This window comes from Membranihabitans marinus (assembly GCF_021729155.1).
Lineage (GTDB): Bacteria > Bacteroidota > Bacteroidia > Chitinophagales > Saprospiraceae > Membranihabitans > Membranihabitans marinus.
In genome coordinates, this window is sequence record NZ_JAJQYA010000007.1 from 1 (window position 1) to 20,605 (window position 20,605).

The window sequence follows — 20,605 nt, forward strand, 5'->3', positions numbered from 1 at the left end:
CTTCTCAAGCTCAGGATTTTCAAGTGCCATAAGGTCATCGACATCCATCTGAATATGGGATATCTTCTCGAGATAGGTTCTGACGGTATTTCTGCTGATGCCCAGTTTCTGGGCTATAGACCTCTTGGATTCTCCTTTTTTATACAATTGTAGCAATTGTTTAATCTTACTCATAGACGTTGGTTTTCCTGCCATCCTTTTTGATTTACATTTAGTAATAATTTGTAAATCAAAAAACCAAAAACTACTCACAAGTGGGACAATATGCTCCGGATTATTTTTCAGGTGGGTCAACCTGGTCCGGATAAATATTAGCTTATCTATTCTAATAAGCAGGTATTTTGATCTAATTCGACCTCTTTTCCTTGTTTTTACCTACCTGGGTCAATATCCGCCGGATTGTCATGTTTCTTTGCCATGCCATCCAATCATATACGCTCTTTTGCCTTCCGGATTTACTGGGTCAGCTTAGTCCGGAATATCCACTTTTCAAGTGCGAATTTTTTTGTCCAAATCAGGACCTTTTCAAATTGTTTTTGTCTTTTAAATTTTGGGTTTACAACAATTCTGTGAAGATAAATTGCATCTCCTTTTTCTCGTTTATGCCATATTAATGGGGCACTAAATTGAATTGAAAAAACACACAAAATATTGTTGCTTTCTACGATTTTTAATTGCAGATTGTTTTCAATGTCTTTTTCCAGTCCGACTTTGTCAATTTCTTTCCAAACCTGATATCCCTTTTTTCCTTGCAGTTGTATTGCTTTTTGGAAAAGGGAAACAACATGCTCAAAATCATTTGCTGTAGTATTAACGATTTTCATTTTATCGATTTCAAATTCAATGTTAGCGTTTAGTTATCTTTTTCGTTACATTTTTATATAGTGCAATCGTGGGATGTTAAGACGTACGCGGACATGATCATTTCTTTTGGATACAGTATGAAGTGATTTTCTGAATTTGATTCGCATCATTAAACTCATAAACATCACAAGCTGAAACAAACGAAACCCGCTTGCCATCTCTTAAAAATTCTGCCGTTCCGATTATTACAACATTATTTCCCTCAGCTATTATGTTCAGTGTTTTGAAGTCAGTTGTCACGGATTCGAAGTAACTACCGACTTGCTCACAATTGTCAATAATAGCTTGTTTTCCTGTAAATTTGTCTTCTTCAATTACAATCCATTCTGCATTTTCAGCTATATAATCGTAGGTCTTTTCAAATTCCCCGTTGGAAAATGCTTTTGCAATTTCTGTTTTTGTCATTGTGTAAAGATTGATTTTGTATGGTTATCCTTTTTAAAGACCGATAAAGGTCTTGTAAATAAAAAAATAGCATACTTAAAGACAAAGGAGTACATGATAGCATCCGTTTTTATTCTCTTTTTCCTTTAATATAAGCAAACATTGCCATGGCGTGTCCATGACCTAATTCATACTCAGCTTTCAACCAGTTGGCAACTTCTGTAGCTTTAGCTACTAATGCTCCATTATTGGTAAATCCTTTTTCCTCAGCTAGTTTTTGAAATTGTTCAGCGGTTTGACCTGTTTTTTCTTTTATGTTTTTGATGTATGTTTTGAATGACATAATTATTGATTTTTAGTTTTACGTTCGCCTATTTTTTATTAACATTGTTATGTACTGGCTTTATTCCTTAATTCGCTTTGGGTTTATAATAAAGTAAGATTGTTCCACTTTTAAAAACTTTGCTTTTTGTCAGTTCGAGGGTTATATTATTTTTCAGATTGTCCAAAATCGGTTCTCCTTTTTCAATGAATATTGGGTCAATCATTATTTGATATTCATCCACTAAATTCGCATTCGTAAGTTGTTTTAAAATCTTTCCGCTCCCTAAAAGTGTAATGTTCTTTTTCCCCGTTTTTTTTAATTTCCTTATTCTATCTATGAGGTTTTCGTTGATGATTTGAGTGTTTTTCCAATCAGTTGATTGTAATGTTTTAGAAACGACAATTTTTTCTGAATTATTCATTCCATCAGCAACTTCAGGAAAAGAGTCATAAGCCATTTGAGTTGGCCAAAAACTTTTCATCATTTCGTAGGTCACTCTGCCGAATAGAAGCGTTTGGTTCGATTTTAAGCTCTCAACTGAATATTCGGCCTCTTCTCCTCCGTGTTGGTGCCAATTTATATCTTCGTTAATTCCTTTATAAAATCCATTTAAAGAAATGAATGTGAATGATGTCAATTTTGCCATAATTTTATTAATATGTTGTCTTTTTATTTATACACCGTTAGTGGATCGTTTTCATCTTGTATTGATTTTCGCATGGAAAATTTCTATCCTAGAACTCGAAATCGCATACTTGTAATTTGAGTTGTTGAAATAATTTCTATCCGTTCAAGATCAATAGGCTTACAACCCAATTGATCAATAAGTCTTAACCCGTTCCCAAAAATGACAGGATAAACATGAACGACTAATTCATCCACAAGACCTAATTCAAGACCTTGTTGAGCAATGCTATGACCCAATATTGCAACATTTTTTGCTCCTGCTGCCTCCTTGGCTGTTTGAATCACTTTTCCTACTCCTCCGGTAACAAAGTTAAATGTTAAAGGGCCTACAGTAAGCGATTTACGGGCATTGTGTGTTACAACAAATTGTGGAATTTGTAGTCCTCCATACGGAAGAGCATCGGCGGTAACTTTGTTGTTTTTGAAATCCTTGTTACCAAGAACTACTGCTCCTAAATCTTGCATAACTCGATTTTCCATATCATCAGAATCGTCAGCCTCATGCTTGAAAATCCAATCCCAATCGTCTTCATTAGGTTTTGCAATAAAGCCGTCAAGTGACATTGTTAAGTGTATGAATACTTTCCCCATAGAATTTATTTTTTCAATTTTACGTAACTGTTAATATCATCAACCAATTCAGGTAATCCTTTCGCAAATGCATGGTCCGTTCCGTTTAAAACTCTTACGGTTGCATCGGGCATTGCCTTTTTATAGAAATTCAAATGTTTGAAAGGGACAATTGAATCGTCTTTACAGTGATAGAGAAAAATCTTATTCACTTGCTTGAGTTCATTTTCAAAATTATCCTTGAGCGCAAAGTCGTCCACATCCCAACCGTTTTTTCCCCATAATGGTGTGGCAACTAAATACATTGCTGATATCAAAATATTTGGCTTTTCTTCTGAAATGAATTTAAGCAGCATTGAAGCACCCAATGAATGTCCTATAAGGATTATGGGTTGGTTCGCTTTTTTTAACTCTTTTGCGAAAAGATTATTCCACATCTGATAAGTTGGAGCTTCTGGGGCATCAATTATTGGGTAAAGAACTTCAAATTGGCTTCCTAATTCATTTTTTAAGTTCTTTACTAAATCAAAACTTCCCTGTCCTACGTCACCTTGTCCACCACCACTATGAGCGAATAAAACTTTTATTGGTTTCATTATTAATAGATTTTATTTGGCTATTCATTTAGTCAATTATAATTTTCACATTGTCCGATAACGGTCTAGTATAAACGAAATTTATTCCTTTAAAATTTCTACCACGATTTCAGCTCCCAATAGAAAGTTGATAATGTCATTAATTTTTAAAGTCCCGTTTACATTTTCAACTCTCAAAATTTTGTCGCAGTCCTCCAAATCAAAATTGAATTTATAGTCTGGGAATTTCGTATTAAGCATTTTTATCGTTTGGTTCGCCTTAGTTTTGGAGGAGATATTGGTTTTAAAAACTTCAATCATTATTCCCTTTTTCCTTTAATATAAGCATACATTGCCATAGCGTGTCCATGACCTAATTCGAAATCTTTTTTAAGCCAATTAGTTATTTCTGTAGCTTTGGCTACTAACACTCCATTATTGGTAAATACTTTTTCCTCAGCTAATTTTTGAAATTCTTCAGATGATTTACCTGTTTTATCCTCTATGTTTTTGATGTATGTTTTGAATGACATAATTGTTGATTTTTAGATTCTGGTTTGATTTTTTGTGAATAGACATATGAAACCCCTAGAATAATACCTACTACGATGGGCATTAAGATATAGGCTATAATCTGGTCTACCGCCATATGGCTTATAGCTGCAAAAATTAAATTGAATGTTAAACCTGCATACGCCCATTCCCTGAGTTTAGCAGGAAGTTTTGGGAACATTATTGCAGTTGCCCCTAATATTTTGCAAACCATTAAAGCATAGGCGAAGTAATCAGGATAGCCTAAGGGCTTGGTTCCAGCGTTAAAGTATTCGTGTGCAAATAAAAGCGTCGCCAAAGGAATTATTGCTTCCATTACAAAAATGACAGAAGTAGCTATCCAGAATGTGATTTTATTCTTCTTGATTATTATTCTTTGTTTATGTAATTAATCATCCAATTGATACCAAACTTATCTGTAAATTCTCCGAAGTAAGCACCAAAAAACATATCTGCCATTGGCATTGTAATGTTGCCATCTACAGAAAGTTCAATAAATAGCCGGTCGGCTTCTTCTCTTGTTGCGGGTTCTAGGCAAATATGCATATTGTTTCCACTTGTTAATTTAAAGCCCATTTCTTTTGGTGCGTCCGTACCCATTAATATATGCCCACCAACTATTGGCAATTCAACGTGCAAAACCATTTTTTTTACGTTATCGGCAACGGGAGACCAATTTTCGGTACTTGCAGACACATCTTCAAAACGTTCAATGCCTTTACCTATAAATTCAGTTTTGAAAACAGATTTATAAAATTTGAAAGCTTCTTCTGTATTACCTGCGAAGTTTAAGTAGGTCGTTACTCTTGCCCTATTGTTTGTTTTATTTTGTTTTCGAAGTTTGAATTGTGCTTCAATGTATTGGTCTAGGTTTTCCATTGCCATGGTGAAACCTTCTTTAAAACCCATTTCAATTATTTTTTCTAAGTCAGAAAGGCTTTCGTACTTGGCTGTAATGGTTACTAGGGTTTTTTCTTCATTTTCATTGAATTCGTTTGTCCATTGGGTTCGGGGCATTTTTGGGTTAACTACTCCGTTTTCATCACAGAATGCGTCTAAACCCGAAAACATTTTTTGATGAGCAATTTTGATGTAATCATTTTTACACCAATGACATTCTTGCGGGTTTTCACCTTCGGTATTGTACATTTCATAAAGCCAAATTCCGCCTTCACGAAAATCCATTGATTTAGTTCTTGTTTTATAGGGTTTAGGTGCCCACCATAGGTCAAGAATTTCTGGATTTGTCCAAGCTTCCCAAACCAATTCAAGGTTTGCGGCAAATTCTCGTTCCACATTTACAGTGTTGTTTTTTTTATTGACAATGAAGTCAAATTTTAAGTTTGGGTTCATTTTCCTTTTGATTTTATTTGTTCTAAAACGGTATCCAATTGGTCAAAGCGTTTTGCCATTAGCATTTTAAATTGCTCCAGCCATTTTTCAATGTCTTTCATCTTGTCTGCATTTAAGTGATAATGAATTTCTCTGCCTTGTTGCTCCTGTGTGAGTATTTCGCACTCCGTAAGTATTCGCAAATGTTTTGAAACTGCTTGTCTGCTTGTATCAAAATGTTCGGCTATGGCATTGGGAGTCATGGTGCCAACAGCCAGAAGCATAATGATGGCTCGTCTTGTTGGGTCTGCAATTGCTTGAAAAACGTCTCTACGCATAATTATATGGGATTATAAACCATTGCAACAATGCCGCAATCAAACTTTTGTACTACATCAAGATTGAATTTTTGCATCGCTGTCAAGTCGCTAAAAATTGGCATTCCGCTTCCAATAGCAGCAGGGTTTACAAACAAATGCAACTCGTCAATAAGTTGGTTTTTAATGAGTGCAGAAACGAACTCCCCACCACCATAGGCAATCATGTCTTTGCCTTGCATATGCTTTAAATTGGTGATTTCTTCAACCAGGTCGCCTTTAGCAATTTCGGTGTTGTCCCAAATTGATTTGTCAAGTGTTTTGGTAAATACAATTTTTTGTGTGGTAGCATACTTAAGACCGCCTTCATACTCTGGATGGTTAGGGTCCTTGGCAACATTTGCCCAATGAGGAATAAATCCTACTGCCAATTTTCTGCCTAAAACTATTGTGTCTATCGGTTTAGTAATTTCTCGAACATAATTTGTAATGTCATCTGTCCAAGGAAATTTCATCCAATCCATTTCTCCATTTTGACCTGAAATAAAGCCGTCTATGGTCATTTGGACTTGTAATTTTAATTTTCTCATTTTTCTATATTTATTAAGTCATGAAACCAATCAGTTGCAAATATATATGCAATCAATCGGTTTCTCAAATATTTTATTAAAAAAAATGAATTATGTTTAGGATTTAACATTTGAAAGGTGTCGGTTTCCAATGACCGCTAACGTTAATGTGTAAGGAACGTTTGAACTAAAATAAGCAATGTTTTATACACGTTGTTTGGTGCAGGTTTTTACTTTTTTTGATTCCTTTTTGTCAGTATCATATCTGTATTTACACATTAAAAACTTGTCATCCACTACTGCCATTCAAAAGTAGACATCAAACTTTTCGGATGATACGTATTTTTCAGAAAATTCGAGGTTATTAGTTCCGACTGCTTGTGTTTTTAAATTTATGGGTCTCAATTTAATTTGGAATTTCTCCTATAGTTTTTGATTTACAAGTTATTTAAAAACATCCAACGGACTTTTCGTAAAGTTCAAAAGAATCAGGGGCATTTTCTTTCGCCTCATACATTCCATTTCTGTAACCCCATTCATTAGAGATGAAAAAATGTAATTTCCTTTTGGGTCGATGAACTTCCTCATAAATTGTGGCTAACGGTTTGTATAAGAATAGTAGCCGATTGCGGAACTTGAATTTTCAATTTACAACTGAGTTTTATGCTGGCCACAATGTTAATATTTACTACTATTTCCACCAGTTGCTTTGGGTGTCTATCGTATCGCCCACTATCAAATCTTTAAATTCATAATCGTTTGGCGAAAAACTATTCGGGCCTAAAATCGTCTGTTCGTTGTTTTAAATCGAGCTCTATCCAATTGTATTTTGTTTGTTTTACTATCCCTTCTTTTTTCAGCCCTCTTAAAAAGCTAAGTGGGATTGGGTAAATCCGTATCCATTTGCCATTTTCTAAAACACCAGCCATTCATACCAATTCATCATAGCTGCGTGAAGGCAGTGGATAGGTGGTTACTGTAAGTAAGATTTTTTTGCGGGGCATTTTTATAGATGTATTAATTCATAATCAAAATTAGGCAGGTGACAAATGGCTTCAGCTAAATGTTTGCGGTGGCATTGACAAATATCTTTCTCAAAACAGGTAATAGCTACACGATGATGTTTTTGGACTAAGTTAAGAATCGTTTCCTGTTGATTTATGGTTTTTGGAATAACCGTTTTTTTGTAATCTTCAAACAATAAATCGTAGTCTTTTTGTGTAGACAATGTTTTTCTTTTGTCTGAAACGATACCAACTTCTGGAATGTGGATAAATTGTATTCCAACCCCTTCACAAGCCATTTTTAACTGCGACTTGCTAAAACCATACTTCATACTAAAAGAGTTCTTTCGCACATCGCACAATACTTTTACATCTGCTTTAATCAATTGGTTGATGTATTGCTCTATGCTAATACCTTGATAACCTATAGTAAAAAGTGCTTTTTTTGATGACCTTGGCATTTTACGCTTCACTTTATTGAGTTCTTCTTCACTCAAAATTTGTTCAGCAATGCTACTATTAATAGCATAGTAAGGATAGTTTCTGTAGGTGTGTTTAATTAAATAATCTGACGATTTTCCAATAAAATACTTTTTTAATTCTGCTAACGATGCTTTATCCTTTTCCTTTAGTTCGTTTATATAAGATTGTGTGGTTGTTTTTTTCCAGTATTTTTCTCCTTCTTCAACCCATTCATATTTTCGCATTGTTGCCAAATCTGCATTGGCTTGAAATGAAAAACAACCAAATTTATAAGGTACAAAATAATAGCTGGCTGTCTTTTGCTGTATGGAAAATAGCATTAATAGTTTTTGAAGTTGGAATTTTTCAAGTTTTCCTCCAAAAGTTTCTATTATAGATAATATGACTTTTCGTCTGTAGTACATCTTTCAGTTTATTCGTTTTATAATTACAAGGATAAAAAATTACGCTACCAGCACTTCATTGAGTTCATCAATAATGGTATTCTTTTGGTTACCAAATAATTGGTGCATTTTTCCTTTTCCGCCTTTGGTATCAAAAGGTGTGTACTCTAAATCGTCTATTTCTATATGTAACTGCTCACTACGTGGTCTTATATCATTCGTAACCAATCTAATTGTTTTTTTGTAAAACGGTTGTTTTCCTGCTTTTTGCTTAAAAATCCAATTCTTAAAGTTTTCATCTATGGTTTTATCATAAGGTTTCAATTCGCTGTCTATTCCACAAGCTATTTTAATTAAAGATACCAAAGCAGTTAATTCGTCTTTGGGTTGCTTACTTTTCACGTCTTCTAAAGTAGAATAAGCATCTCAAACATAATCTGCTTGCTCGCCAAGGATTATGGTGTCCACCAAAAACAAAATACGTTTAGCAACTGCGTGCTTTAGCAAGTTATTCACAAAAGTCGCTGCAGTAAATGTTTTTCCAGCACCAGTAGTAATTTGAATTAAGGCTTTGGGTCTGTTCTTTTTAAAAGAATATTCCAGATTATTAACTGCAACGATTTGAGCAGGACAAAGTCCTGTTTCATCTAAAGCAGGAATGGACAACAATCTTTCTCGAAGACTTTTTCCTTTTTTTAATCATTCTGCAATTGTTTCTGGTTTATGAAAATTAAAAACATTTCTACCTCTTGATTTTGGGTCTCGACAATTTGTAAATCTAGTAATGGTTCCTGTGCTTTCATAAACGAAGGGCAAAGGGTCGTTGTTTAAATATTTTAGTTTTGCATTGGCGTAGTTAGAAGATTGATCTTCCATAACTGTAAGTCTGTGTCCGTAGTATTCACGTTTTGCTTCAATAATTTCGACTGGTTTTCGGCCTACAAACAGAACATAATCGGCAGGTCCAACATCAGTTTGGTATTCACGTACTGCAATTCCTTTGTTTGCAGATAAATCAACTTTCTTTTTTGACTGAACTAACCATCCAGCTTCACGTAGCATTTCGTCTATTTTATCACGCGCTATTTGTTCAGGATTTTGGTTACTATTATCAGTCATTCACTAGTTTAATTTCTTTTTCGTTGTCAATTTACATTTTTTTCAGCTAACGGAATATTGAGCGTTGGCAAAAAATAGCTCTTTTGTTTTTTTTAGTTTTGGCTTGTGTGTCGGCAAAAACCAAATGTGCTATTTGTGCGGCTGGCTTTTTTTCAGCTTGCAGGTAACGGTTAGTATATGAATTGTAGGCGATTAAGAAGCTTGTAATTTTCAGTTCAGCACAAAGTTTGATACGAGTCAAAAGCTTTGACTCTAGCACTATCATGCCTATTTTTTACAGTTTTTCTTAACCACTATAAAATAACTAGATGCACCTTTATAAATATTCTCAGAATCAACAGTCTGAAAATTTCCATTTGTGATTAAATGATCTAAATCAGAACTTTTAAGTCTTCTTATAGGAACAGGGATTATTCCAATTGTACACATTATTTGAACAAGTCGAATTTGCAAACCAATTAAAAATGATAATTTACCACCTAAACAAGGTGTTACAGAAATAAACAAACCATCAGGCTTTAATAGTTCATTTATTCTTCGTACAACATCATTGGGATTGGGAATAGTGTGCAACATATTGAAGGCTAGTATTCTATCATAAGATTCTTTTTTGTGTTTTTTATCAAAAATATCCGTTTGAGAGAAAGTTATATTTTCAATTTTTTGGCCGACTGCCTTTTCTTTAGCAATTTCAATCATCTTAGATGATATGTCAATAGCATGTATTTCTTTAACATAGTCAGCAATTTCACAAGATACTGTACCTGTTCCACATCCGTAATCTAAAACAACATTACTATTCTCTAAATACTTTTTAGTGTTTTTTCGAGACTTGCTATGAATATATTCAAAACGTTCTTCTGTTTTGTCGTAGTTTTTTGAAGCACTATCCCAAAATTTTTTTGATTTATTCATATGTTGTAATTTCTTGTTGTTTGAATTTGGTGTTAATGGCTGGTATAAGAGTAGTAGATAATAATGAAACTTCTTTCGGATAGCAATATAATTAGTAAAACCGTAGCTTTTTTTAGGACGAGTCAGTCTGTTTTTTGGGACTATAGTAAGCTCGAATAAAAAATAGCGGCTTAAATAAATTTCCAAGCCGCTATTACTTAAACTTTAATACCGTCGAAGATGATTATTTTACATCAAATCGATCTGCATCCATTACTTTAACCCAGGCTTTTACAAAATCAGCGACAAACTTCTCTTGGCTATCGTCCTGAGCATAAACCTCAGCATAGGCACGCAATATAGAATTAGATCCAAAGATCAAATCCATGCGCGTAGCTGTGTATTTCACAGTACCTGTACTGCGATCGCATATATTATATATACCGTTGTCGGTGGGCTTCCAGGTAAAATTCATGTCTGTAAGATTCACGAAAAAGTCATTGGTTAATGCACCCACCTTGTCGGTCAATACCCCATGTGCAGTGTTGCCATAGTTGGTGCCAATTACTCGCATACCACCGACCAATACCGTCATTTCGGGGGCTGTTAAACCCATCAATTGAGTACGATCTAGCATTAATTCTTCTGGACTCACCACATAGTCTTTTTTACTCCAGTTGCGATATCCATCCGCTAATGGCTCCAACGGATCGAAGGATTCTGCATCTGTCATCTCCGCTGTGGCGTCTCCACGTCCCGGTGTAAATGGTACTGTGATATCATATCCTGCCGCTTTACAAGCTTTTTCCACACCTAGATTTCCAGCCAACACAATGGTATCGGCCACGCTAATGCCAGATTCAGCAGCTATGGGTTCTAGAATGGAAAGTACATGAGCCAATTTTGCAGGTTCGTTTCCTACCCAATCTTTCTGTGGAGCCAATCGAATTCGAGCTCCATTGGCACCACCGCGTTTGTCGGAGCCGCGATAAGTACGAGCACTATCCCAAGCCGTGGTTACCATTTGTGAAATCGTCAATCCCGAAGCAGCTATTTTTGCTTTTACAGCTGCTACATCATAATCACTTTTGCCAGCAGGAATAGGATCTTGCCAGATTAAATCTTCTTGAGGAACATCGGGGCCGAAGTAATTGGCTTTAGGTCCTAAATCTCTGTGGGTCAATTTAAACCAAGCCCTTGCAAAGGTCTCAGAGAAATAGGCTGGATCCTTCATGAATTTTAAAGAGATTTCTCTATAGATTGGATCTACCTTCATGGCCATATCGGCATCGGTCATCATGGGATTGTGACGAATACTAGGATCTTCCACATCTACAGGTTTGTCTTCTTCTTTGATAGATACGGGTTCCCATTGCCATGCTCCTGCTGGACTCTTTACAGACTTCCATTCGTGATTGAATAGCATTTCAAAAAAGCCATTGTCCCATTTGGTGGGATGGGTGGTCCAAGCTCCTTCAAGACCACTGGATACGGTGTGTCTACCTATGCCAGGCTTAACTGGATTGGTCCAACCTAAGCCTTGTTCAGTAACATCGGCCGCTTCAGGTACTGGACCCAAGATGCTGGCGTCTCCATTTCCATGGGTTTTTCCTACGGTGTGTCCTCCTGCTGTTAAAGCTACTGTCTCTTCATCGTCCATGGCCATTCGGGCAAATGTTTCCCTGATATGGGCAGCTGTTTTTAAAGGGTCTTGTTTGCCGTTGACCCCTTCTGGGTTAACATAAATCAGACCCATTTGTACAGCGGCCAATGGATTTTCCATGGTGGAAGGATCTTCTAGATTTCCATATCGTTCGTCACTGGGCGCCAACCATTCTTTTTCAGCTCCCCAATAGGTATCAATTTCTGGATGCCAAATGTCTTCGCGTCCAAAACTAAATCCATAAGTCTTAAGCCCCATGTTTTCATAGGCTATGGTGCCGGCTAGGATGATTAAATCAGCCCAGCTAATTTTATTGCCGTATTTTTTCTTAATGGGCCACAACAATCGTCTGGCCTTGTCTAAACTGACATTGTCTGGCCAAGAGTTCAATGGAGCAAAACGCTGGTTACCAGTATTTCCTCCTCCTCGACCATCAGAGATGCGATAGGAGCCAGCGGAGTGCCATGACATCCTAATAAATAAACCGCCATAGTGTCCCCAATCGGCAGGCCACCAATCTTGACTATCTGTCATAAGGGCGTGCATATCTTTTTTTAAGGCTTCAATATCCAGTTTTTTTAATTCTTCTTGATAATCAAAATCTTGCCCTAAGGGATTGGTTTTTGTATCGTGTTGATGCAAAATGTCAAGATTGAGGGTATTGGGCCACCAAGAAGTAACTGAGGTTTTGGTAGAAGTGATACCTCCATGCATGATGGGACATTTACCTGAAGAAGGAGCAGAACTAGCTGAACTACCTTTGTCTGCTTGCTGATGATGTGGACAATTGAGTTTGTCGTTTTCCATTCTTGAAATATTTATTGATTTTAAAAGTATTTGCCGAATTAAAGAAGGTGTATTTTAGTATTTAATACAAGAAATCTGTTTTAGGTATATTGTTGGTATTGAATCTATAATGTAAGTAAATAGGATTGACTATAATAAATCTAACTCTTTTGAACATAAAGATGTTGTGTTACGATAGTGTGATTCTATTTCTTTGTCCTAGCTGTATTCTTGTTAAGTAAATTCTTCTCATCTATAAACCAGTATGATAATTGAAGTACTGTTCAGTATGCTGTTTTAGAGATCGCTTGACTTCCTATAATTATACGAAATAAATTTATAATTATTGGTAATCGTTCTATTTATTTATTACGCATTGCGTTTTAATTATTGTGTGTTGAGCCGCATGGCATTGCGCTTCCCTAAACCACCAATTTGAGCCGCAAGGCCAACCCACTCGAAATGTGAAGGCCAACCCACCCAAAGCCAGTGGCTAAAACCTATCGAATTACGTTGCAATCATGCCGGAGCACAGTGGCTAAAAACCTATCGAATTATGTTGCTGTCACGCCGGAGCCGGTGATGAAATGCATGATGATTTACAGGGTAATCACGCCGGAGCACAGTGGCTACCCATCCGAAACACGGAGGTTTCGGCTAAATATCCTCGGTACATTGGCTTAAAACCTATCGAATTACGTTGCAATCATGCCTCGGCCGGTGATGAAATGCCTGACGATTTACAGGGCAATCACGCCGGAGCACAGTGGCTCCGGTTCCTTCACCAAAGGTCGATTTACGACCTTTAGTTGCCCTAAAGGGCAACTACGTTCAGTCAGGGATGATATGTTATAGCCGTGGGTGACCGAATGCAGCTCAAAGAGCCAAATGCCTACTAAAGGCATTTGATAAGGGAACCGAGGGATTATTCCCTCGGGTGGGTGAGGTGTATAAAGCATCAAACAATGTTGCTTGGCGGACTTTTTGCATTGTCAATCTTCTGTCACAAATAGATCATATCTTCTCATTCCCTGTAATAATATAATAGGATAGATTGGGCAAAAAGTGTGACAAATCCATGACCATCACCATTTATGTTATCATTCAATTCACATCAATCATTGAATTTGCTAGAAAAATGTTGTTTGCTGACAATAGAAATGAATTCCCTCGTCCCTTCAGGACTTTTTTCTAGGAAGGCATCCTTTTCATAGGGTTTCACCCTATGCTATTAGACTACGTCCTTTCAGGACTTTTCTCTTGTTATATTAGATTGGTTTGCCCAAAGCCAGTGGCTAAAACCTATCGAATTATGTTGCTGTCACTCCGGAGTGAACGAATGAAGTACACGACTGAATAAAGTTGCTCAAAGAGCAACCAGATGAACTAAATGTTCATCTGATGAAGGAGCCACGACCACTGTGTCGTGGGTGGGCAGGAGTGACCGTAAATCGGTCTACGATGAGAGAAGTCATGCCCACTGTAGCATGACGAGATTCCATGAAATTTGCTATCGAATTACGTTGCAATCATGCCTCGGCCGGTGATGAAATGCCTGACGATTTACAGGGCAATCACGCCGGAGCACAGAGGCTCCGGTGGCTGAGCTATGTCGAAGCCCGGTTCCCTCATCCGATGGACATTTAGTCCATCGGGTTGCTCTATCGAGCAACTTTATTCGGTCATAATCTTTCCGACAATATCAAACCCATCTGGTATTAGAAGTTAATTTTCCATAAATTCGATTAGAATTTTGGCGACATCAGGTGTTCTTAGGATTTTGAAATGACCGGTGTTGGAAATTTTCATGAGTTCGGCATTTTCCCATTTGCTGACCACAGCTTCGGCATCAGATATAGGAATGACTTTGTCTTTCTCATCGTGTATTACTAAAGCCTTGTCTACATTTATATTTTGAACGTATTTGGATAGATCTAAGGATTCAATTTTTACATTTCGTTCGCTTTCCAATTTTTTAATAAAGAGCTGGGTGGCTTTTTCACTTAAACCCATCTTATTTGAAATATTGGAAACGTAGTTGTTGAATGAATGGGGCATGGTCAGCAAGACATAGCGGTCTATTTTATAACTCGGTATTTGATTTAAGCCATAGATGGTGACTACACTACCGAAAGAATGACTGACTATTTTTCTAATCTCCAACTTCGTTATTATTTTGTCCAGAGTATCCGCATATTCAAACATTATGTTTTTACCGCCAGAACTATTGCCATGGCCAGGTCCATCAAAAGCATAGACGGTATAGTGGTTATCTAATAATTGCTCGACGATATCAGCATAATTGCCTGCTTGCCCTTCCCAGCCGTGAACAAGCAGAATCTTTTTATCACCATTGCCCCATTTATATATTTGAATATCATTGTTGTTGATATTTATAAATTTCTTGTCAGCTTTGGCTAATGTGGCTATTTCATGGCTTCTGTTCTTTCTAATTTGAGGATGTAACAGTCGGTTGTAAAATTTTTTGGCAAAGTAGGATGGGAAAATACTGGATAGGATCTGAATATTCTTTTTGTTCATCGTAAGAAATTCTTTTAGAGTCTTCTAATATATGGGGCTAATTTTTTACTTCAATTTAGGATGAATCTAAGATACATAATAATTATAGTATAAACTAAAAGAACCTATTGGAGCATAAGGTGATATTGTTTTTATTAACAAACAATATGTGTTATTAAAATAATGATTGCTGTGATTTATTTAAAATAAAATATTATAATGGTTTTTTATACTAAAATATAATCATGTAAAGATGTAATTGGCCTGTTATCATTTTTTAAGGCATAGATCTTTTTTTAAATAGGCCAAAACAGATGTTTATTCATTACTTATACGGTGTACATCCATCCTTGTGATTACTAGGATAAATACTATGATGGAATGGGTGTCGGCTAGATGTTTTCTTAGACTTAGTATGCTCTTGTCAATGTAAAGTGGAATTCGATAGATTAATACGTATTGCATTTAATAATTACCACTCATTTTTTGATTTAATGATGAAGCATTGCGTTTTAATTATTGCGTCTCTACGTTGGGGCGTGAATGTACCAGTGATTAAAGGAGAATTCTCATTGTGGCGTGGCTATATTGCATTATTGATTGTAGGTTGAAATGGACTTGGTTAAGATCGATAATTAAATTATTAGTGCGGTTGTAATTGATAGTAAATCAATGTGTTAAATGTTTGGATTTGACCTTGTTGAAGTTTGATCTGTAGGAAAAAACAACTATATTAGAGATATCATATACATTTCAATTAAACGTGATATGATAATATATCCCAATCGGAACACATTATTTTTTCCGGACATATAGACCTCGTGTATAAAGAAGGGGGGAGCTGTTTGGTTAATAATGGATTTAAAAATTCATTGAAATAAAAATAGTGATTTTTCTTCTACTACCTAGTGGTTCAATTTTCTATACTAAATGGAGATTGATAATAGATTGCCAACGGAGAAATGATGGTGTTTTTAATGAAAAACCAAAAAGTATACAGCTTTCGAAATTATGTATAAGTCAATAAGGTGTTGATACACATATCTTTGTTTTAATAAAATAGTTAAAGATGAATACTACAAATCAATTTGGCAAACAGGGTTGGACCAAAGATAGAATTAAAGACTTAAGCGGTAAAACCTTTGTAATAACTGGTACTACCAGTGGCACTGGGTTTGAAGCTACAAGAATACTACTATCCAAGGGCGCAAAAGTATTGATGCTCAACCGCAATCCCAAAAAATCAGAATATACTATGGCAACTTTGAAACGAGAGTTTGGCAATGATATTGATGTATTAAATATCACTATGGATTTGGCAGAACAGGATTCTGTAAAACGAGGTGCAGAAGAAGTTCTTAAGTCGGTTTCTCAAATCGATGCCCTAATGTGTAATGCTGCTATAGCTCAGGTGCCCAGCCAAAAGTTTACTGTCGATGGTTTTGAAAGTCAGTTGGGAGTAAATCACTATGGTAACTTTTTACTGCAAGCCCTGCTTTATCCTCGAATAGAGGAATCAAATGGACGCATAGTAGTTGTGGGTAGTATGGGGTATAATTTAGGGATTAAAACCATACAGTTTGACGATATGAACTGGGATAAGAATTATAATCCCAATAGTGTGTATAGCCAAAGTAAATTGGCGCAGATTATGTGTGTGTACGAATTACAGGATCGATTAAAAAATGCTGGAAAAACCAATGTCAAAGTCTATGCTTGTCACCCTGGTGCCTCTAGAACCTCTCTGATAAAAACCAGCGGTAGTTTAATGACGCGCTTCGTTTGGCAATTGATGAAATTGTCTCCATTTGTACAATCGGCGGAAAGAGGTGCCTACCCTGAATTGATGTGCGCCACAGAGCCGGATTTGGATCAAAGTGGATTTTATGGACCTACAGGGCGAAATTATTGGACAGGTCCGGTCGGAGAATGCAAATTAGAACCTCATGCTAAAGATAAAGCCGTAGCCAAAAAATTGTGGGAAGTGTCAGAGGAGGCAATAGGTTTGAAGTGGAGTATTTAATCCATCAATCGAGTTAATCATAGGATAAAAGACTTTAAACACAGGCGCATTGTTGTAGTCATTGGAGAACTCGGCCCTGTTCATCTTCTTGTCAACCGCTCTGGTGTTTCAGAATCGTTGATTGATTCGTCAAAAGAAATAAGCTACGTATTTATAAATGCATATTGGGCACGGACCTAAGATCTGCTTTTGAAAATATCGGGAAATCATAGAATGCAGGTTATCTTAGTAAATATAAATATTATAAAAACACAGTCATGGATATTTTAAAAACAGCAACAGATTGGGCAAAAGCCGAACTTTTTTCAACCCCATTTTTCATTCTATTTGGAGTGGTATTTATGGCGGCAAGTCTTGGGTTTTGGCAATTGGGTAAAACCGATATTGCAAGAGCCTATATCCTTCCCACCTTGGTGGCTGGAGTCTTGCTAACCATCATTGGTCTTGGATTGTTTTTTACCAATAAGTCAAGAATAACACAATTTGAAACTGCTTACAACGAAGATGCCACGGCTTTTGTGGAATCAGAAATTCAACGCGCTGAAACCACATTGAAGGAATACAAAAACGTTGTTTTTACTGCTATTCCATTAATTATAGTAGTCTGTGCTTTGGTTTTATTTTTTGTTAGTAGCCCTATTTGGCGGGCAAGTATGATTACTACCCTAGCTATGCTGGTGGTTATATTGCTTATTGATGGGACAGCACAAGCCCGTATTGATGAATACAGTAAAGAGTTGTTACAAGCTCGCCAAGAAATAAATAAATAATATGAAGCATTTTAAAACACTGTCCGCTTATCTAGAATACCTAGAGCTTCCGCGCCCAGAACACCCTATGTTTAGCGTGTTTTCTGCAATGGGACAAGGTTTTTTGCCTTGTCCAAAAGACAGTTCGCCACCGATTACCAACGATTGCTACTCCATTAGTTTTAAGAAGATAGTAAGGGGGGATCTTACTTACGGTCGAACCAAATATGATTTTACTAATGGCGCTTTATTTTTTATTGCACCCCGACAAGTGATTCAGTGGGATAATAGCGTTGTTTTTGAACAAAAAGGTTTTTCCATTACCTTTCATGAGGATTTCCTGAAAGGCAGTGAGTTGGCGCATCAGATTAAAAAATATGGTTTCTTTTCTTATTCCGCCAATGAGGCTCTCCATCTGTCGCCCAAAGAAGAAAACCAATTAGAGTCGATTGTGGAAAGTATTGATATTGAATACCGGAATAATCAAGATGAATTCAGTAAAGACATTATTTTATCTCAACTAACTACACTATTGAAATACGCCAATCGGTTTTACGAAAGGCAGTTTATCCACCGAAAAGAGTTGAACAATGATTTGTTGGAGCGTTTTAATCAGCATTTGGATGCCTTTTTTGACTCCGGACAATTAGAAGAAAAAGGAATTCCCAGCATTGAAGAGATTGCGGATCGGCTATTGGTTTCGCAGCGATATCTCAGTGATACATTGAAAAAAGAGACTGGCAAAACTTCCACCGAGCATTTGCAGTTTTACTTGATTGACGAAGCCAAGAATATCTTATTAAATCCCAAGAAAACAATATCGGAAGTTGCCTACGATTTGGGCTTTGAATACCCTTCCTATTTTTCTCGGCTATTTAAAAAGAGAGAAGGTATTAGTCCAACGGAGTATAGAGAGAAGTATAAAATGAACTAATTCAATGGGTTTTTAAACCTTGAATTCCCGTGGCAAAAAGGAGCTAATATCAATTATATATACATTGGAAATAATTGGTCATCGATTTAAGACATTTCGTCAATTTAAGGCATCTGTAAAATTTCAAAATATAAATAACCAAAGCAAATATTTAACCTCGAATTTTATACCCTCAGGCTTTGTAAGGGAGGTAGTTTTTATGTGATTTACGGTGTAATTACGCCGGTGTCATGGCCCAGTCGGGAAAGAATCTACTTTGACCTCTATTTATACATTAATCACCTTTATTTATACAGGGTAAATTTAAAAAGGAAATTCATCTTTGTATTTAATAAATTTAAAGAAATATGAAAAGGATAGGGTTCTTATTTGCAATCAATCTATTAGTATTTTCAGCATATGGCCAGAGGGAATCACAAGGTGAAAAGCAAAAACCAAATGTCGAAGTTGTCTCCAGTGCTGAAATTGAATGGACTCACCTCAATCCGGCGCGCGGTGATGCAGGTCCACAAGCAGGCAATCTATGGGGGGATCGGACAAGGGAGGGAAAGACTGGGTTCCTTGTGAAATTTAAGGATGGATTTTCATCTCCACCTCATATACACAATGTAAGCTATCGCGGTATCGTACTCAATGGTATGGTACACAATGATGATGAGAATGCGGACAAAATGTGGTTACCTGCTGGATCTTATTGGACACAGCCAGCTGGACAACCTCATATTACGGCTGCGGAAGGTCAATATAACCTTGCCTATATTGAGATTGAATCGGGTCCCTATTTGGTAATCCCTACAGAAGAGGCATTTGACAATGGGGAAAGACCGATTAACCTTCATTCGACTAATATGGTGTGGTTGGATCGATGGAGTTCGACATGGATTGACTATGGTTATCCAGACCAGGCTACTGAAGGAGTGGAAGTCAGTTTTCTTTGGGGCCAACCTCGTGAAGATGGTTTGAGTGGGAGTCTTGTAAAGTTTCCTGTTGGATTTTCTGGATTTATAGAAAGTCATGGTTCTGAATTTAGAGCTGTTGTGATACAGGGTGAGATTCAATATCAGGGTATGGATAATACTGAAGATAAAAAATTGGATGCCGGTAGTTATTTTGGATCTCAAGGAGAGGTGGCTCATCGTCTATTCTCTCTATCCGAACAAGAGGAAGTATTGATATATATTAGATCTAATGGAAGTTTCAAAATTCATTAGAGATAGTTGTTGATATACATGTTAGTTTAAAGCCCTGAAATAATATGTGGGGATTCTAAGGTCTGTTTATTTTAACAGACCTGACTGTGGTATGTGTTGTTTGTTGATTATTGCTGAATTGCGAAAAGTCCGACCAATGATAAATGGCAAACCACATAGACTAGTAATCTTTTACCCTTTGAATATATTATGATTATTCACTATATAGTTGATTTTATGATATTGTAATCATTTTTTATTAAAATCATATCACGTCTTGTTTTTTACACGTTTTTCTATTTTGTGAAGCTGATCTAACAGTTGGATTACTTGAATTTTTTAATCGTTTTTACTTTAACTTAAGGGGTAAAATGTGGATGTGTATTCCTTTTGATGGGCAGTTTAGTCTTTACTTTTAATTTTACATTGGGTTAAATGCAAACAAATATTGCCTCATATTAGCTGGGTTTGACTGTTTTTTGATTTTATATATTATTACAATTACTTGTATTAGCCTAAGTAATTGATCTCAAATTGAACCTCATTTATGAGGGAGGAAGGAAGTTTTACTAAAGATTAAATTGTAGTTTTTCTAATGGGAAATGTGGTTTTAAATATTAATTTTTGTTAATATGACAATGTGCTTATGCCTGATAAGTACTATGTTTTTAGTGTTGTGATT

General features: G+C 36.3%; 23 protein-coding genes and 1 pseudogene. 4 read left to right on the plus strand and 20 right to left on the minus strand.

The features are described 5' to 3' along the window. From LVD51_RS20195 to LVD51_RS06405, 20 genes and pseudogenes are all read right to left on the minus strand, one after another. A partial coding sequence (locus LVD51_RS20195; RefSeq protein WP_394803155.1) for a helix-turn-helix domain-containing protein occupies window positions 1–195 on the minus strand: 195 nt, incomplete at its 3' end. Between the two features lie 260 nt (window positions 196–455). Further along, complete coding sequence (locus tag LVD51_RS06310; protein ID WP_236970358.1) at window positions 456–824, minus strand: hypothetical protein; 369 nt, start codon at window positions 822–824, stop codon at window positions 456–458. Between the two features lie 97 nt (window positions 825–921). Beyond that, a complete protein-coding gene (locus tag LVD51_RS06315; RefSeq protein WP_236970359.1) occupies window positions 922–1,269 on the minus strand; it encodes a nuclear transport factor 2 family protein in 348 nt (115 codons plus the stop codon). 109 nt (window positions 1,270–1,378) lie between these two features. Further along, the gene (locus LVD51_RS06320) at window positions 1,379–1,591 is read right to left on the minus strand and encodes a DUF4287 domain-containing protein (RefSeq protein WP_236970360.1); all 213 of its coding nucleotides are present in this window, start codon (window positions 1,589–1,591) and stop codon (window positions 1,379–1,381) included. A 67-nt stretch (window positions 1,592–1,658) separates the two neighbouring features. Further along, window positions 1,659–2,219, minus strand: a complete 561-nt coding sequence (locus tag LVD51_RS06325; protein WP_236970361.1) for a dihydrofolate reductase family protein — start codon at window positions 2,217–2,219, stop codon at window positions 1,659–1,661. Window positions 2,220–2,302: 83 nt separating this feature from the next. Continuing rightward, window positions 2,303–2,851, minus strand: a complete 549-nt coding sequence (locus LVD51_RS06330) for a dihydrofolate reductase family protein (protein WP_236970362.1) — start codon at window positions 2,849–2,851, stop codon at window positions 2,303–2,305. Between the two features lie 5 nt (window positions 2,852–2,856). Next, the gene (locus LVD51_RS06335) at window positions 2,857–3,426 is read right to left on the minus strand and encodes an alpha/beta hydrolase (protein ID WP_236970363.1); all 570 of its coding nucleotides are present in this window, start codon (window positions 3,424–3,426) and stop codon (window positions 2,857–2,859) included. A gap of 81 nt (window positions 3,427–3,507) precedes the next feature. Then, a complete protein-coding gene (locus LVD51_RS06340) occupies window positions 3,508–3,666 on the minus strand; it encodes a hypothetical protein (RefSeq protein ID WP_236970364.1) in 159 nt (52 codons plus the stop codon). Window positions 3,667–3,725: 59 nt separating this feature from the next. Then, window positions 3,726–3,938 (minus strand): DUF4287 domain-containing protein, encoded by a 213-nt coding sequence (locus LVD51_RS06345; RefSeq protein ID WP_236970365.1) that lies wholly within the window; start codon window positions 3,936–3,938, stop codon window positions 3,726–3,728. Further along, the gene (locus LVD51_RS06350; RefSeq protein WP_236970366.1) at window positions 3,908–4,273 is read right to left on the minus strand and encodes a DoxX family protein; all 366 of its coding nucleotides are present in this window, start codon (window positions 4,271–4,273) and stop codon (window positions 3,908–3,910) included. The genes LVD51_RS06345 and LVD51_RS06350 overlap by 31 nt, the downstream gene beginning before the upstream one ends. A 53-nt stretch (window positions 4,274–4,326) precedes the next feature. Further along, complete coding sequence (locus LVD51_RS06355) at window positions 4,327–5,310, minus strand: SRPBCC domain-containing protein (RefSeq protein WP_236970367.1); 984 nt, start codon at window positions 5,308–5,310, stop codon at window positions 4,327–4,329. Continuing rightward, window positions 5,307–5,627, minus strand: a complete 321-nt coding sequence (locus LVD51_RS06360; RefSeq protein WP_236970368.1) for an ArsR/SmtB family transcription factor — start codon at window positions 5,625–5,627, stop codon at window positions 5,307–5,309. The genes LVD51_RS06355 and LVD51_RS06360 overlap by 4 nt, the downstream gene beginning before the upstream one ends. Window positions 5,628–5,629: 2 nt before the next feature. Next, a complete protein-coding gene (locus tag LVD51_RS06365; protein WP_236970369.1) occupies window positions 5,630–6,196 on the minus strand; it encodes a dihydrofolate reductase family protein in 567 nt (188 codons plus the stop codon). A gap of 985 nt (window positions 6,197–7,181) precedes the next feature. After that, window positions 7,182–8,066 carry a DUF488 domain-containing protein gene (locus tag LVD51_RS06370; protein WP_236970370.1) on the minus strand — a complete coding sequence of 295 codons (885 nt, stop codon included), beginning with the start codon at window positions 8,064–8,066 and terminating at the stop codon, window positions 7,182–7,184. Between the two features lie 39 nt (window positions 8,067–8,105). Further along, complete coding sequence (locus tag LVD51_RS06375) at window positions 8,106–8,447, minus strand: type I restriction-modification enzyme R subunit C-terminal domain-containing protein (protein WP_236970371.1); 342 nt, start codon at window positions 8,445–8,447, stop codon at window positions 8,106–8,108. A gap of 33 nt (window positions 8,448–8,480) precedes the next feature. Beyond that, window positions 8,481–9,164: pseudogene (locus tag LVD51_RS20200) on the minus strand (DEAD/DEAH box helicase family protein); the annotation flags it as partial. A gap of 46 nt (window positions 9,165–9,210) precedes the next feature. Beyond that, window positions 9,211–9,429, minus strand: a complete 219-nt coding sequence (locus tag LVD51_RS06390) for a hypothetical protein (RefSeq protein ID WP_236970374.1) — start codon at window positions 9,427–9,429, stop codon at window positions 9,211–9,213. 2 nt (window positions 9,430–9,431) lie between these two features. After that, the gene (locus tag LVD51_RS06395) at window positions 9,432–10,265 is read right to left on the minus strand and encodes a class I SAM-dependent methyltransferase (protein WP_262912735.1); all 834 of its coding nucleotides are present in this window, start codon (window positions 10,263–10,265) and stop codon (window positions 9,432–9,434) included. A gap of 37 nt (window positions 10,266–10,302) precedes the next feature. After that, window positions 10,303–12,528, minus strand: coding sequence for a catalase/peroxidase HPI (katG, locus tag LVD51_RS06400; protein WP_236970376.1), 2,226 nt, complete (start codon window positions 12,526–12,528; stop codon window positions 10,303–10,305). 1,704 nt (window positions 12,529–14,232) lie between these two features. Further along, on the minus strand, window positions 14,233–15,048 hold the full coding sequence (locus tag LVD51_RS06405) for an alpha/beta fold hydrolase (RefSeq protein ID WP_236970377.1): 816 nt from the start codon (window positions 15,046–15,048) through the stop codon (window positions 14,233–14,235). Window positions 15,049–16,096: 1,048 nt separating this feature from the next. Here LVD51_RS06405 and LVD51_RS06410 point away from each other — a divergent pair. The 4 genes from LVD51_RS06410 to LVD51_RS06425 all read left to right on the plus strand — a co-directional run bounded on the left by LVD51_RS06410 (window position 16,097) and on the right by LVD51_RS06425 (window position 19,944). Then, entirely contained in the window at window positions 16,097–17,050 is a 954-nt protein-coding gene (locus tag LVD51_RS06410; RefSeq protein ID WP_236970378.1) for an SDR family oxidoreductase, read from the plus strand. A gap of 257 nt (window positions 17,051–17,307) precedes the next feature. After that, window positions 17,308–17,820: a hypothetical protein gene (locus LVD51_RS06415; protein ID WP_236970379.1), complete on the plus strand. Its 513-nt coding sequence runs from the start codon at window positions 17,308–17,310 to the stop codon at window positions 17,818–17,820. Window position 17,821: 1 nt separating this feature from the next. Continuing rightward, on the plus strand, window positions 17,822–18,733 hold the full coding sequence (locus tag LVD51_RS06420) for a helix-turn-helix domain-containing protein (protein WP_236970380.1): 912 nt from the start codon (window positions 17,822–17,824) through the stop codon (window positions 18,731–18,733). A gap of 347 nt (window positions 18,734–19,080) precedes the next feature. Continuing rightward, window positions 19,081–19,944 (plus strand): DUF4437 domain-containing protein, encoded by an 864-nt coding sequence (locus LVD51_RS06425; protein ID WP_236970381.1) that lies wholly within the window; start codon window positions 19,081–19,083, stop codon window positions 19,942–19,944. The last annotated feature ends 661 nt before the right edge of the window (window positions 19,945–20,605 follow it).